This is a genomic window from Pseudomonas neustonica (genome assembly GCF_003797945.1).
Classification (GTDB): domain Bacteria; phylum Pseudomonadota; class Gammaproteobacteria; order Pseudomonadales; family Pseudomonadaceae; genus Halopseudomonas; species Halopseudomonas neustonica.
This window is the reverse complement of sequence record NZ_RKKU01000001.1, coordinates 194,314-207,887: the sequence shown is the minus strand read 5'-3', so window position 1 is coordinate 207,887 and position 13,574 is coordinate 194,314. Positions and strand designations below refer to the sequence as shown.

The 13,574-nt window shown below is 58.1% G+C and carries 15 protein-coding genes; 12 read left to right on the top strand and 3 right to left on the bottom strand.

Annotation, left to right across the window (positions count from 1 at the left end; translation table 11 throughout):
* Nucleotides 1-5: 5 nt before the first annotated feature.
* On the top strand, nucleotides 6-635 hold the full coding sequence (locus EF096_RS00885; protein WP_123887716.1) for a pseudouridine synthase: 630 nt from the start codon (nucleotides 6-8) through the stop codon (nucleotides 633-635).
* 7 nt (nucleotides 636-642) lie between these two features.
* On the opposite strand, the gene EF096_RS00880 is transcribed toward EF096_RS00885, so the two are convergent.
* Nucleotides 643-1,065, bottom strand: coding sequence for an Mpo1 family 2-hydroxy fatty acid dioxygenase (locus EF096_RS00880; RefSeq protein WP_123887715.1), 423 nt, complete (start codon nucleotides 1,063-1,065; stop codon nucleotides 643-645).
* A 238-nt stretch (nucleotides 1,066-1,303) separates the two neighbouring features.
* On the opposite strand from EF096_RS00880, the gene EF096_RS00875 reads away from it, so the two are divergent.
* From EF096_RS00875 to EF096_RS00850, 6 genes are all read left to right on the top strand, one after another.
* Nucleotides 1,304-2,572 carry a DUF1835 domain-containing protein gene (locus tag EF096_RS00875; RefSeq protein WP_123887714.1) on the top strand — a complete coding sequence of 423 codons (1,269 nt, stop codon included), beginning with the start codon at nucleotides 1,304-1,306 and terminating at the stop codon, nucleotides 2,570-2,572.
* Between the two features lie 125 nt (nucleotides 2,573-2,697).
* Entirely contained in the window at nucleotides 2,698-3,498 is an 801-nt protein-coding gene (locus EF096_RS00870) for a hydroxymethylpyrimidine/phosphomethylpyrimidine kinase (protein WP_123887713.1), read from the top strand.
* Nucleotides 3,495-4,124, top strand: coding sequence for a thiamine phosphate synthase (thiE, locus tag EF096_RS00865; protein WP_123887712.1), 630 nt, complete (start codon nucleotides 3,495-3,497; stop codon nucleotides 4,122-4,124). Before EF096_RS00870 ends, thiE begins: the two co-directional genes overlap by 4 nt.
* A gap of 11 nt (nucleotides 4,125-4,135) precedes the next feature.
* A complete protein-coding gene (gene hemL, locus EF096_RS00860) occupies nucleotides 4,136-5,422 on the top strand; it encodes a glutamate-1-semialdehyde 2,1-aminomutase (RefSeq protein ID WP_123887711.1) in 1,287 nt (428 codons plus the stop codon).
* A complete protein-coding gene (locus EF096_RS00855; RefSeq protein WP_123887710.1) occupies nucleotides 5,419-6,078 on the top strand; it encodes a hypothetical protein in 660 nt (219 codons plus the stop codon). Before hemL ends, EF096_RS00855 begins: the two co-directional genes overlap by 4 nt.
* Before the next feature lie 7 nt (nucleotides 6,079-6,085).
* Complete coding sequence (locus EF096_RS00850) at nucleotides 6,086-6,691, top strand: tetratricopeptide repeat protein (RefSeq protein ID WP_123887709.1); 606 nt, start codon at nucleotides 6,086-6,088, stop codon at nucleotides 6,689-6,691.
* 626 nt (nucleotides 6,692-7,317) lie between these two features.
* Here the strand turns inward: EF096_RS00850 and EF096_RS00845 are convergent.
* Nucleotides 7,318-7,653, bottom strand: coding sequence for a DUF1820 family protein (locus EF096_RS00845; protein WP_123887708.1), 336 nt, complete (start codon nucleotides 7,651-7,653; stop codon nucleotides 7,318-7,320).
* Between the two features lie 151 nt (nucleotides 7,654-7,804).
* Here EF096_RS00845 and miaB point away from each other — a divergent pair, with 151 nt between their 5' ends.
* From miaB to lnt, 5 genes are all read left to right on the top strand, one after another.
* Nucleotides 7,805-9,145 (top strand): tRNA (N6-isopentenyl adenosine(37)-C2)-methylthiotransferase MiaB, encoded by a 1,341-nt coding sequence (gene miaB, locus EF096_RS00840; RefSeq protein ID WP_123887707.1) that lies wholly within the window; start codon nucleotides 7,805-7,807, stop codon nucleotides 9,143-9,145.
* Between the two features lie 144 nt (nucleotides 9,146-9,289).
* Nucleotides 9,290-10,318: a PhoH family protein gene (locus tag EF096_RS00835; protein ID WP_123887706.1), complete on the top strand. Its 1,029-nt coding sequence runs from the start codon at nucleotides 9,290-9,292 to the stop codon at nucleotides 10,316-10,318.
* Complete coding sequence (ybeY, locus tag EF096_RS00830; RefSeq protein ID WP_123887981.1) at nucleotides 10,308-10,766, top strand: rRNA maturation RNase YbeY; 459 nt, start codon at nucleotides 10,308-10,310, stop codon at nucleotides 10,764-10,766. Before EF096_RS00835 ends, ybeY begins: the two co-directional genes overlap by 11 nt.
* 6 nt (nucleotides 10,767-10,772) lie before the next feature.
* On the top strand, nucleotides 10,773-11,612 hold the full coding sequence (locus EF096_RS00825; RefSeq protein ID WP_123887705.1) for an HlyC/CorC family transporter: 840 nt from the start codon (nucleotides 10,773-10,775) through the stop codon (nucleotides 11,610-11,612).
* 39 nt (nucleotides 11,613-11,651) lie between these two features.
* The gene (lnt, locus tag EF096_RS00820; RefSeq protein ID WP_372237830.1) at nucleotides 11,652-13,166 is read left to right on the top strand and encodes an apolipoprotein N-acyltransferase; all 1,515 of its coding nucleotides are present in this window, start codon (nucleotides 11,652-11,654) and stop codon (nucleotides 13,164-13,166) included.
* Here lnt and EF096_RS00815 read toward each other — a convergent pair.
* Nucleotides 13,116-13,388, bottom strand: coding sequence for a hypothetical protein (locus EF096_RS00815; protein ID WP_123887703.1), 273 nt, complete (start codon nucleotides 13,386-13,388; stop codon nucleotides 13,116-13,118). The genes lnt and EF096_RS00815 overlap by 51 nt on opposite strands.
* Between the last annotated feature and the right edge of the window lie 186 nt (nucleotides 13,389-13,574).

Below are 13,574 nucleotides of genomic sequence, written 5' to 3'. Positions count from 1 at the left end.
ATTGCATGGCCCAACGCCCTCTTCCAGCAAAACGCCCACACCAGAAGGCTAACAGCAAGCCGCGACGCCAGCCCGCGCCACCGCCTGCCAATCCGCAGTTGATTGCGCTGAACAAACCTTTTGACGTGTTAACGCAGTTTACCGATGGACAGGGGCGGGCAACACTCAAGGATTTTATTGACCTGCACGGGGTTTACCCGGCCGGACGCCTGGATCGTGATAGCGAAGGTCTGTTATTGCTGACCAACGACGGACAATTGCAGGCACGCATTACCGATCCCAAGCACAAACTGGCAAAAACCTATTGGGTTCAGGTAGAGGGCGAGCCGACGCCAGAGCAGCTTGACCAATTACGCGCCGGACCCGTGCTGAATGACGGCCCCACCCGCCCCGCTGACGTTGAAGCCATTGCCGAACCCACCCTCTGGCCTCGCAATCCGCCGGTGCGCTTCCGCAAAAGCATTCCGACCCATTGGCTGGCAATCACGATTCGTGAGGGACGCAATCGCCAGGTTCGACGCATGACTGCCGCCGTAGGCTTGCCGACACTGAGGCTGGTACGCGTCAGTATTGGCGATTGGCAGCTAGGTGAGTTGCAGCCCGGCCAATGGCGAGAGCTGGCAATTACCACCTGATAAAATGTTAGCAACGCAAGCCAAACAGACGAAACACAAACCCCAACAGCCAGATTGGGCCGATCAGCAGGAACTGTACATCCTTGAAAAAAGACGGTTTTTTACCTTCCAGATGATGACCAATGAACTGGCCAACCCAAGCCACTACAAAGACGGCTACGCAGGGCCAGAACACGTAGGTCATCATGCTCAAAATCAACAACATCAAGAGCGAGATCACTAGCATCACAGCAGCAATGCGCCATGAGAGCGTAAGGTAAAAGGCCAGAGCCGCAGCTACCGCAAGCATGGATACCCAGGGATGAATCGCCCACAGAATGCCCAGCACACTAAAGGTGATCAGCGGGACGCAGATCCAGTGCAGCAACTTGTTGACGGGGTTGAGATGGCTTTCGCCGTACTCGTCGAACCATTGATCTATCGCTTTCATGTAGCACCCTTATTATCGATTTAGTCAGGTGTTCATTGTTGGACCAGTGTAAGTCAACAAGCTTATAAGGCGCCACAGGCGACATCATTGACAACCGGCAGACAAGCAGTGAACATCTGCAACACACGCCGATTGGCGTCCCCGTTCGCGGAAAGGGCTGCGCCCGCTGTACCCAACACCTGTTTATTCATACGACACCCAGCCTGCCTGGCGGACACAGGCCCGATAAGGGAATCGTATGTCCACGACCAAAGCACCAAGCAACCCGATTAGTCACGGCCGCATCAACCTCGAACAGCAGCGCAAGCGCGCCAAAGAGCTGCTGAAAGCGCTCAAAGCGGGCGACAACGAAGCGTTGTTGCGCATCAGCCGTTGGTTACCGCCGCGCAGCGAAGCACTGCGTTTGGCCGAAGCCCAGTTGGTGATCGCCCGCGAAGCCGGCTTCAGCAGCTGGCCCAAATTGAAAGCGCATATCGATAGTCTTGATCATGCCAGCCGCAAACTGCTGCGCCACGGTGACCAGGATTTGCGTACTCTGCACATCCGCTGCGGCAGTGATATTCAGCACAGTCTTACTATCGCCGGCTTCAATGGCGACTTTCTGGAATTTTCCGATCCCTACTGCATCGGCCCGCTCAGCGACCAGGCACCTGAAGCGCTTTTACGCGAACGCGCTGACTTTCTCGCTGAGGCCTTTGATCTGGCGCCCGCCGATGCGCTCGCACGCCAACAAAAGAGCTACCAGTGTCTGCAGCAGCTGGGTCATTACCAACGCATCGTGCTCTGGTTTGAGCACGACAGCTACGACCAGTTGATCCTTGCGTATCTACTGCAGCAATTACAGCAGCTAAAACCAACAGCAAAAATCGAACTCGTTGCCGTCGACCAGATTCCAGGCGTAAAACGCTTCATCGGTATTGGCCAGTTGGCACCCGACCTGCTCAGTTGGCTGTGGCCACAGCGCCAACCAGTCAGTGATGCGTTGCTGGAACTGGGTACGCAAGCTTGGCACGCACTGACTGCGCCAAGTCCGCAAGCCCTGTTACGGCTGATAAAACAGGGCACACCCGCGTTACCCATGCTGGGCAAGGCGCTGGAGCGGCATTTGCAGCAGTTGCCTGGCCAGCACGATGGCTTGGGCCTGACCGAGCGACTAACACTGCAGATTGTTCAGCAAAGCGAGTCGCTGACCGTCGGGCAGGTCTTTCGTGAGCTGATGGTCACGCACGAGCCGCTGCCCTACCTTGGCGATATGATGTTCTGGTGGCTATTACAGCCGCTGCTGCTCGGCGACACACCGCTGCTGCAAATCGACGACCACCAGCCAGACTGGCCACAACGTCCGCTACGCCTCACCGCGAAAGGCCAGGCGGTGCTGCTTGGCGAGGCTGATGGCTTTGCCGCCCGCGCCAGCGGCTATTGGGTTGGCGGAGTCAAATTAACACCCGCGCAGCCGCATTGGCGCTACGACGCCGCACAACAGCAACTGCATTATCACCACCGCTGAGACGTCGCACCGCTGCCCGACAGCGGTCTGAGATGATAAGCTAGCGCACTGTTTCGCAGGGCTTGTGCCGCACGCATGCCGCAAGCCCTGCCCAATGCATAGCCAACGAGTTGGAATCCAGATAGATGCCACAACCCAATCCCTTCAAGCCGGTCGTTCTCTGCCTGTCCGGCCATGACCCGAGCGGCGGCGCCGGCTTGCAGGCTGACATCGAAGCGCTGCTGGCCCAAGGCTGTCACGCTGCGCCAGCCGTGACCGCACTCACGGTGCAAAACACCGTCGATGTCACAGACTTCCGCGTGCTTGATCGCGAATGGGTACTGGCCCAAGCCCATGCCGTACTCAGCGACATGCCCGTCTCTGCCGTCAAGCTGGGGATGCTGGGGAGTGTCGGCATGGTCGATACCATTATCGAGATCATGCAGGCCAACCCGGGCTTGCCTTTGGTCTGCGACCCGGTACTACGCGCCGGTGGCGGCGGATCACTGGGTAAAGAGGATGTCGGTTTTGCCATGCGTGAACGCCTGCTGCCGCTCGCCTTGATCGCTACCCCGAATCTGCCCGAAGCACGCATTCTCGCTGAGCTGCCTACAGGCAGCGCCGATGAGTGCGCAGCCAAACTGCTGCCCTACTGCCAGAACCTGCTGATCACCGGTGGCCATGGCGACGAAGCCGACATTCACAACCGTTTGTACTGCAAGGACGGCAGCCAACACGACTTTACCTGCGCGCGCCTGCCCGGCAGCTATCATGGCTCCGGCTGCACACTAGCCAGTGCCCTGAGTGGCCGCTTGGCTCTCGGCGAAGATCTGGTCAGCGCTGTCAGGTCAGCGCTCGACTACACCTGGCGCACCCTGCGCGACGCCGAAAAACCGGGCCACGGCCAATACGTGCCGCGCCGCCTGCCGTTGGACTTCTGCTCGTGAGCCAACGCGGCCTGTATGCCATTACTGACAGCGCACTGCTGGCCAATGGCAAGCTGCTGCCTTTTGTCGAAGCCGCGCTACAAGGCGGTGCTCGCTGGTTGCAATACCGTGATAAATCAGGTGATCGGGGCCGCCGGCTGGACGAAGCCAGCCAGCTGGCGCAAGTGTGCAAGCGCTATGACTGCCAATTGATAATCAACGATGACCTGGCGCTGGCCAGCCGCCTTGGCGTTGGTTTGCACCTGGGTCAGGAAGATGGCTCACTGCATGAAGCACGTCAGCAGCTTGGTTCGCAGGCGTTGATTGGCGCCACCTGTCACGCCAGCCTTGAGCTAGCCGACCAGGCCGTCAACGCAGGCGCCAGCTATATTGCCTTTGGCCGCTTCTTTCAGTCGGTCACCAAACCCGGCGCCCCAGCAGCCACACCCGTACTGCTGCAGCAGGCGCGCCAACGCTTCACCCTGCCGATCATTGCTATCGGCGGCATCACCCTGCACAACGCGCCGCAACTACTCGGCGCCGGCGCCGACTACCTGGCCGTGATCAACGGCCTGTTCGGCGCTTCTGATGCTGGCGCCGTGCAACAGCGTGCCAGCAATTTCAGCCAACTCATTAATGCCTGTTGAGAGAGTTCACCATGTCTCAGTCCCGTTCCGAATCCCTGTTTGCCAGCGCCCAGAAACACATCCCAGGCGGCGTCAACTCGCCGGTGCGCGCCTTTAAAAGCGTCGGCGGTACGCCGCTGTTTTTCAAGCACGCCGAAGGTGCCTACGTTACTGACGAAGACGACAAGCGCTACGTTGACTATGTCGGCTCCTGGGGCCCGATGATTCTGGGCCACAGCCATCCGGACGTCCTGGATGCCGTGCGCAATCAGTTACAGCATGGTCTGTCCTATGGCGCGCCAACAGCGATGGAAACCGAAATGGCCGATCTGGTCTGCGCGCTGGTGCCCTCCATGGATATGGTGCGCATGGTCAGCTCCGGTACCGAAGCCACCATGAGCGCCATCCGGCTGGCGCGGGGCTACACCGGCCGCGATAGCATCATCAAGTTTGAGGGCTGCTACCACGGCCACTCCGACAGCCTGCTGGTCAAGGCTGGGTCCGGCGCACTGACCCAAGGCGTGCCCAATTCCGCCGGTGTACCCGCCGCTTTTGCCAAGCACACGCTCACCCTGCCCTTCAACAACATCGACGCAGTGCGCGAAACCCTGGCCGAGGTCGGTAAAGATGTCGCCTGCATCATTGTTGAGCCCGTAGCAGGCAATATGAACTGTGTGCCGCCAGCGCCGGGCTTCCTGCAAGGTCTGCGCGACGCCTGTGACGAGCACGGCGTAGTGCTGATTTTTGATGAAGTAATGACCGGCTTCCGGGTGGCCCTTGGCGGCGCGCAGGCGCTCTACGGCGTTAAACCGGACCTGACTACTTTCGGCAAGATTATCGGCGGCGGCATGCCGGTCGGCTGCTTCGGCGGCAAACGCGAAGTGATGGAACAGATCGCGCCGCTCGGTCCGGTTTATCAGGCTGGCACTCTGTCCGGCAACCCACTGGCCATGGCGGCGGGTCTGACTACGCTCAAACTGATCAGCCGCGACGGCTTCCACGATGAGCTGACCGATTACACCAGCCGCCTGCTGGCTGGTTTGCAACAACGGGCTGACGCCGCTGGCGTGCCCTTCGTCACGACCCAGGCCGGTGGTATGTTTGGTCTGTACTTTTCTGACGCAGACAAGATCGTTACCTTCGATGACGTTATGACCAGCGACGGTGAACGCTTCAAGCGGTTCTTCCACCTGATGCTGGACGGTGGCGTGTATTTGGCGCCCAGCGCTTTCGAGGCCGGATTTACTTCCATCGCCCATGGCGATGCCGAGCTGCAGCTCACCCTGGACGCGGCCGAGAAGGCCTTCGCCGCCTTATGATGAGTTTGCTATACGGGCTGCTGAGCGCAGCCCTGCTAGGGCTCAGCCTATGGTTATGGCAACGCCGCAACAGGTTGCACGAGAACGCTCGCGGCGCTGTCACCGCGTCTTTGCTGGCGCTGCTGTTACCGGCTGCCAGCAGTCTGCTGCTGACTCTGGACAGCCTGGCGCTGGGTGAAACTGTTACCCATATCCAAAGGATTCTCGGTCTGGCCGCGCAAAGCATCAGCTTGCCACTGCTGGGCCTGACCGCCTTCTACCTGGCGTTTGGCCTGCGTTGGCAGCCCGCAAACTGGGGGCGCATCCTGCTCGGCCTGATGGCCGCTTTTGAGCTGACCCGTCGCATGGATATGCAACACGGCTATCAATGGAGCATCAGCCTGATCGGCCTGACTCTGCTGATACTTGCCTGCATGCTGATATTACGCCGTGATCTGCGGCCAGTATTAGCCGGCATTATCGCCACAATCGGCATTCTTGCCCCGTTATTTAGCCCCGGCGCGGCGGCACTGGCTGGCCTCCTCGACAGTTCGGCACTGGCGCTGTGGTTATTCCCCGCGCTACTAGGTGCAGGACTGACTGTTGGCCTGCTCAGCGAACAGGCGCACAATAGCGCTAATCGAAGTGCCAAAGAACCGACTGCCGAGAGGATCTGAAAACACCATGCACCGCCTGCTGCCAAGGCTCACACTGATCGGTTTATTGCTCGCGCCCGCCATCCAGGCCAATGCAGAGACTGACAATACACTACTGATCAGCGCCAACGATCGCTGCGCCTTCGAGCGCGTGAACAACGACAGCCTGCAGCTGGCGATCGATACCTGTATCAGTGCGGCAGACAAGGGCGACATGAAGGCGCAATACGAACTGGGCCAACTCTACTTCAGTGGCGAGCGCGTGGAGCAGAACTACGAGACTGCCCTGCAATGGCTGGAACAAGCCTCTATTCAAGGCGAACCCCGCGCGCAATACCGCCTCGGCATGATGCACTTCAAGGGTGAAGGGGTGCAGCGCAACCTGCCGCAGGCTTACGTCATTCTGAAAATGGCGTCCATTAACGGCCATGACGCCGCCATGGACAGTGCCGACCTGGTCGCACTGCAGATGAATCAGCAGGAAATGAGTGCCGCCACCCATGTACTGGGTACGCTGTTTCGGGATTATCTGGCGCAGATTCGGGAAGAGCAGTTGAGTGGGACGCTCAAGACGGAAGAGCCTCAGTTGCGGCCTGAGTCTAATGCGGAAGAGATTGAGGAATTGTTGGAGTAGTCTTCGCCGCCTTGTTTAGGCTTGGCATAACGTCCAACGAAACTCGCTCATGATGCTTGAAGCTGGTGTTTTAACTCACTTACGTTTTCGCCTTTAGGCGAGCCAAGGGGGCATGTTTGCCCATGCCCCCTTAGCGATCCCCCAGGGCACCCAGCTGCGCGGCCCTGCGGGTACGCTGCGTTGCTCGCCCGCTCAGATGGGATTAGATAGTACGTGCAGTCACAGGCCTTTTGCGCAAGAGGTCAGGCCAGACAATCAAACTCAAAAATCACGCGGTGGCTCGCCATAAATCCCCGTTCCAAGCTGTCGAGTAACGCAGGGGTTGAGCGATTGAGCCGAGGAATGTTGGGGGCGCCTAGCCTGAGCGAAGCGAGTTCCGCAGGCGCGCTCAACACCGCGTAACGCAGAGAAGCCGCAGGCTAGCTTGGTTGGGTGGATTTCTTTTGGTTATCTTTTCTTTGGCCATTCAAAGAAAAGTAACTCGCCGGAAAAAGGCGAAAGGCATGCTCACCAACAGCAGGAAAAGTAGCTAAACCCGAAAGTCGCGTGAGCTTTTTTACGTTACTGGGCTTGCAGAAAGCCCAATCTGGACCGTATCCATCCTGTGGAGCTAGCGCCCAGCCTGGTCAGCTATCCGACCGCGGCGGCATCGGAAAATGCATCACATTGCTACCACTATCACCCTTGGCCTCACTGATCTTGGCCGTGCCCACGCGCTCAACTTCGTCGATACGAATGATCGAGTGCACTGGAATAAAGCTGCGCTTGACGCCATCAAACTGATTTTTTAGCTTTTCTTCGCCCGGATCGACCACCAGTTGCGAGCGCTCACCGAAGATCAACTCTTCGATCTCCATGAAGCCCCACAGCTCGCTCTGAAAAATCTGCTGTGCGTAGAGTTCAAACACCTGTCCCTGGTTGTTGAAGATAATCCGAAAGACCGGCTGACTTTCTTTACTCATAGCGGGATGACCAAAACCTTTAAAAAACCGTGGACGCCACGGCAGCTGCCGTTTAGCGGGCGCGCATCATAGCACAGCGCGGGGCATAACAAAGGCCCTCGCTTGTGTGTATAATCGCCCCTTTTCTCAAGCGATGCTCAGCACATATCCCATGGCCAAGAAACTCTTTATCCAGACCCACGGTTGCCAAATGAACGAGTACGACAGTTCTCGTATGGTAGACCTGCTCGGTGAGCACCAGGCAATGGAGCTGACCGACCGCGCAGAAGACGCAGATGTCATTCTGCTCAACACCTGTTCGATCCGCGAGAAGGCACAGGAAAAGGTGTTTTCCCAACTCGGTCGTTGGCGCCCACTGAAAGAAAAGAACCCCGATTTGATTATCGGCGTCGGTGGTTGCGTGGCCAGTCAGGAAGGCGATGCGATCCGCAGCCGTGCCTCCTACGTTGACGTGGTCTTTGGCCCGCAGACGTTGCACCGCTTGCCAGAAATGATTGACGCCGCGCGCACCACGCACAAGCCGCAGGTGGATATCAGCTTCCCCGAGATCGAAAAGTTCGATCGCCTGCCAGAACCGCGCGTTGATGGCCCCACCGCCTTTGTTTCCATCATGGAAGGTTGCAGCAAGTACTGCAGCTTCTGCGTGGTGCCCTACACCCGTGGTGAAGAAGTCAGTCGGCCCTTTGATGATGTATTGGCTGAGGTAATCCACCTGGCCGAAAATGGCGTGCGTGAAGTCACCCTGCTGGGCCAGAACGTGAACGGCTTTCGCGGCGTGACCCATGACGGCAGCGTGGCCGACCTCGCCGATCTGATTCGCGTTGTTGCCGCGATTGATGGCATTGATCGCATTCGCTACACCACCTCGCACCCACTGGAATTCTCCGACAGCCTGATCCAGGCCCATGCCGAAGTGCCAGAGCTGGTGAAATACCTGCACCTGCCAGTGCAATCGGGCTCTGACCGGGTATTGGCCGGCATGAAGCGCAACCACACCGCACTGGAATACAAGTCGCGGATTCGCAAGCTGAAAGCCGCCGTACCGGACATCATTCTCAGCTCCGATTTTATTATCGGCTTCCCTGGCGAAACCGATCGTGACTTCGAGCAGACGATGAAATTGGTAGAGGATGTAGGCTTCGATTTCTCGTATTCCTTTATCTACAGCTCGCGCCCGGGGACACCGGCTGCCGACCTGCCGGACAATACGCCGGATGAGGTCAAGAAGCAGCGACTGCAGATTTTGCAGAACCGCCTCAACCAGCAGGGCTTCGAGAACAGCCGCCGCATGGCTGGCACCACCCAGCGCATTCTGGTGACCGACTACTCGAAAAAAGACCCTGGCATGCTGCAGGGCCGCACCGAGCACAACCGCATCGTCAATTTCCGCAGCAACAACCCGCAACTGATCGGGCAGTTTGTTGACGTGCTTATCGACGAAGCCTTGCCCCACTCCCTGCGCGGCACTCTGATCAGCGAGACGCTGCATTAACGCGATCTGCTCGCCAAGCAATAGTGATATGCCAATGTCTGATGGCTGGCTTGCGACCATCAGACATTGGCAGTGCTTTGCAGGCTCCAAATTGCGCGCTATTCTGTCGTTTCTTCCAAGCCACCTGGCGACCTACGGACTATTTTGAACGCACCTCTACATATTCATCGTTTTAGCATCGAACCCGTCGATCCTCGGCGCTTTGCCGCCCTCTGCGGCCAGTTCGACGACAATCTCCACCTGATCGAGCAGCGCCTCGGCATTGAGGTGCGCAATCGCGGCAATCACTTCGAGCTGATTGGCGAGGAAGCCATCACCCGCTCCGCCGAAGCCGTGCTGCGCCAGCTGTACCGTGAAACCCGTGACAGCAAGGACCTGAGCCCAGATACAGTGCATCTTTTTTTGCAGGAGTCTGGCCTTGAAAGCCTGAGCGAAGCCCTCAACCAGAGCGGTGACGGCAAGCCGGTCATTCTGCGTACGCGCCGCATGACCATTCAGCCGCGTGGTCCGAACCAGCAAAGCTATGTGCGCTCGATCCTGGAACACGACATCAACTTTGGTGTTGGCCCGGCGGGTACCGGCAAGACGTATCTCGCGGTAGCCTGCGCGGTAGATGCGCTTGAGCGCGAGCAGATCAGCCGCATCCTGCTGGTACGCCCGGCAGTAGAAGCTGGCGAGAAGCTTGGCTTTTTGCCCGGTGACCTGGCGCAAAAAATCGATCCCTACCTGCGCCCCCTTTACGACGCGCTCTACGAAATGCTTGGCTTTGAACAGGTCACTAAGCTAATCGAGAAGCAGGTCATCGAAGTCGCGCCACTGGCTTATATGCGTGGCCGCACACTGAACAACAGCTTCATCATTCTTGATGAGAGCCAGAACACGACGCTCGAGCAAATGAAGATGTTCCTGACGCGCATCGGCTTTGGCTCTACCGCCGTCATCACCGGCGACATCACCCAGGTAGACCTGCCACGCGGCACCAAGTCGGGGCTCGCCCATGTTATTCAGGTACTGAAAGACGTACCCGGCATCGGCTTCACCCACTTCCTGTCCAAAGATGTAGTGCGCCACCCACTGGTACAGCGCATTGTGGAAGCCTACGATCGCTTTGAAGTACTGCAGGAAATCGAGCGCGAAGAACGCAAGAATGAGCAGCGCAAAAATGAGCATTGAGCTGGATATTCAACGCGCTTCTGAGGCGCCAGAGCAACCAGACGACGACAGCTTTTTACGCTGGGTCGGGCTGGCGCTGGGTGCTGGTACCGACCGTGAACTAACCATTCGCCTGGTCGATGAAGACGAAGGCCGCAGCCTCAATCACACCTATCGCGGCAAGGATTACGCCACCAACGTACTCTCCTTTCCGGCTGACCTGCCCCCCGAACTTGACCTGCCACTACTCGGCGATCTGGTCGTTTGCGCCCCGGTGGTTGCCCGCGAGGCAACTGAACAGGGCAAACCGCTGAACGCCCACTGGGCGCATATGGTCATACATGGCTGCTTGCATTTACTCGGCTATGACCATATTGACGACACCGAGGCAGATGAAATGGAAACCCTGGAACGCGAACTGCTGGCACAGCTGAGCATAGCCGACCCCTATCTAGACGATAATGAGTAAGGATCAATGAGCGAAGACCGATCGACTAATGGACAGAAGTCCTGGCTGGACAAGCTGGTCCAGGCTTTTGTCCATGAACCCAAGAACCGCCAGGAACTGCTAGAGCTACTGCGCGAGGCGCACGCTAACGAAGTCCTGGATATTGAGGCCCTGTCGATTATCGAAGGCGCCCTGCAGGTTAGCGACATGCAGGTACGGGATATCATGATCCCGCGCTCCCAGATGACCACCATCAAAGCCACCCAAACCCCGCGCGAGTTTCTGCCGGAAGTCATCGAAGCCGCTCACTCGCGCTTCCCTGTCATCGGCGAGAGCATTGACGACGTGCTGGGCATATTGCTCGCCAAGGATCTTCTGCCGCTGTTGCTCGAAGATAATATGGAGCGGTTCAATATCAAGGACATCCTGCGCCCGGCCACCTTTGTACCAGAGTCCAAGCGCCTGAATGTGCTACTCAAGGAATTTCGCGCCACGCGTAACCACATGGCCGTGGTGATCGATGAATACGGCGGCGTCTCAGGACTAGTGACCATTGAAGACGTGCTTGAACAGATCGTTGGTGATATTGAAGACGAGCATGACGTCGATGAGGACAGTCAAATCAAACCACTGCCCAGCGGCGACTATCTGGTCAAGGGTCTGACTCCCATCGAAGAGTTTAACGAGCACTTTGACACCAGCTTCCCGGATGAAGAATTCGACACCGTCGGCGGCCTGGTCATGAATGCCTTTGGCCATTTACCCAAGCGCAACGAAGTGGTGGAGCTGGACGGTTTCCGTGTGCGCGTACTCAACGCAGACAGCCGCCGCGTGCATCTGCTTCGCGTCACACTGGTCAATACCTAAAGTTACCTAAGGAACGGCATGCATCTGCCAACCGCTCTGCTGAACCGACTGCGCGGCCCCGGCCTGGTCGGCCATGTGATAGCCATGCTGGCCGGCGCGCTCAGTACGCTGTCGTTTGCGCCCTACCATCTTTGGCCGCTGGGCATGCTCTCCGTTGCCTTGCTGTATCAGGGGCTATGTCAGGTCGACAGCAAGCAGGCAGCAGTGCGTGGCGGCGCCTGGGGCCTTGGCCTATTTGCCTCCGGTGTTTCCTGGATCTACATCAGCATTCACCTGCATGGCAACGCCTCGCCGCTGTTGGCTGGCGTGCTGACCGGCGGACTCGAGCTGATTCTGTCGCTATTCTTCGCGCTGATGGCGTGGGTCTGGGTACGATTTTTTCGCAGTCACGGACCCTGGTTTGGCAGCCTGAGCTTTGCTGCTATCTGGGTCGCGCAAGAAATCTTCCGCAGCTGGTTTTTGACCGGCTTTCCCTGGCTGTACCACGGCTATGCGCACACCCAAACCTGGCTTAATGGTTGGGCTCCGGTCGGCGGAGTTTGGCTGGTTGGCGGTATCTCCGTGTTTATCGCCTGCCTACTCAGCGAGTGGCAGCTGCTGCGCCGTCCAAAGCAAGCGCTGGCGGCCCTGTTATTGGTCGCTGCATTCTGGTGTGGCGGCTACGCTCTCCAGCAGGTGAACTGGACCCAGTCCAAAGGCGACCCGCTGACGGTCAATCTGGTGCAGGCCAATATAGAGCAAGCGCTGAAGTGGGACCCCGACTACATAACCCACACCCTGTCACTCTACCGTGATCTTACTTACGCACAGCCAGCCACGGACCTGGTCGTCTGGCCAGAGACCGCCGTGCCGGTACTGCAGAGTCAGGGCCAGTATTTTGTTGATGGTATCGCGGCCAATCTCGCCAAACGCGGCAGTACCTTGATTACCGGCATTCCGGTAGACGATATGCAGCCCGCTGGGATGAAAATCTACAACGGCATCATGGTCGGCGGCAGCGAACCGCAAAGTGAGTACCTGAAACAAAAACTGGTGCCCTTTGGTGAGTTCGTTCCCATGGAAGAGCTACTGCGCGGTCTGATCGACTTTTTTAATCTGCCCATGTCGAGCTTCAGCCGTGGTCCGGCGGACCAGGGCCCGCTGCTGGCGGCCGGTTACCGCCTCGCACCGTTGATCTGCTACGAAGCGGTCTATCCCGACTTTGCCGCCAGGCAGGCGGCGCAAAGTGACCTGCTGATCACCATCAGTAACGACAGCTGGTTTGGCAGCTCAATTGGCCCGCTACAACACCTGCAGATGGCCCAGATGCGCGCGATCGAGAGCCAACGCTGGATGATCCGAGCGACCAATAACGGCGTCACCGCTCTGATCGATGAACAGGGACGGATTCGTCAACGTATAGCTCAATTTCAGCAAGAAGTACTACTGGGGGAAGTACAACCGATGCAGGGCCTGACGCCCTACCTCCGTTGGCAGAGCGCCCCTCTGATGGCACTTGTCGTACTAGTGTTGCTGGTTATCGGGTTGCGCCGCAGGCGGCAAAACACCCGGTAAGGGCACATAGGCATCCAGCGACAAGAGTATTTGCCACAACACCTTTAGATCCTCCTGACTTAGCCCGCGCAGCTCCAGCTCGGCTATACAGTCGCCACTATACCCGGCAAGCCATTGACGGGTATGCGCTACATCCAGCGCCTGATCCAGGCGACGCAGAATGCGACTGTAGGAACAGTCCTGCTCTCGCCTAGCTACTGCGTCAGGCGTTCTCCAACTCATGCCTTACCCTCCTCAATGGTGGTCGCACTGCCCTCTCATCGCCTCCTCCCTGAGTCGCGCTGATAAGCATGTCCCTCTGATGATAGACCCGCATCGCCGCGCGCAAAGTGCTCGGCGACGAATGGCATATGACTACCTGTGCCAAGCCTGGTGGTGTATCCTGCCCCATTAACTTTTCTCAACTAC

Excerpts from the sequence above, each read along its gene's own strand:
- EF096_RS00885 (WP_123887716.1), top strand. The coding sequence starts at position 6 with ATGGCCCAACGCCCTCTTCCAGCAAAACGCCCACACCAGAAGGCTAAC.
- EF096_RS00880 (WP_123887715.1), bottom strand. The coding sequence starts at position 1,065 with ATGAAAGCGATAGATCAATGGTTCGACGAGTACGGCGAAAGCCATCTC.
- EF096_RS00875 (WP_123887714.1), top strand. The coding sequence starts at position 1,304 with ATGTCCACGACCAAAGCACCAAGCAACCCGATTAGTCACGGCCGCATC.
- EF096_RS00870 (WP_123887713.1), top strand. The coding sequence starts at position 2,698 with ATGCCACAACCCAATCCCTTCAAGCCGGTCGTTCTCTGCCTGTCCGGC.
- hemL (WP_123887711.1), top strand. The coding sequence starts at position 4,136 with ATGTCTCAGTCCCGTTCCGAATCCCTGTTTGCCAGCGCCCAGAAACAC.
- EF096_RS00855 (WP_123887710.1), top strand. The coding sequence starts at position 5,419 with ATGATGAGTTTGCTATACGGGCTGCTGAGCGCAGCCCTGCTAGGGCTC.
- EF096_RS00850 (WP_123887709.1), top strand. The coding sequence starts at position 6,086 with ATGCACCGCCTGCTGCCAAGGCTCACACTGATCGGTTTATTGCTCGCG.
- EF096_RS00845 (WP_123887708.1), bottom strand. The coding sequence starts at position 7,653 with ATGAGTAAAGAAAGTCAGCCGGTCTTTCGGATTATCTTCAACAACCAG.
- miaB (WP_123887707.1), top strand. The coding sequence starts at position 7,805 with ATGGCCAAGAAACTCTTTATCCAGACCCACGGTTGCCAAATGAACGAG.
- ybeY (WP_123887981.1), top strand. The coding sequence starts at position 10,308 with ATGAGCATTGAGCTGGATATTCAACGCGCTTCTGAGGCGCCAGAGCAA.
- EF096_RS00825 (WP_123887705.1), top strand. The coding sequence starts at position 10,773 with ATGAGCGAAGACCGATCGACTAATGGACAGAAGTCCTGGCTGGACAAG.
- EF096_RS00815 (WP_123887703.1), bottom strand. The coding sequence starts at position 13,388 with ATGAGTTGGAGAACGCCTGACGCAGTAGCTAGGCGAGAGCAGGACTGT.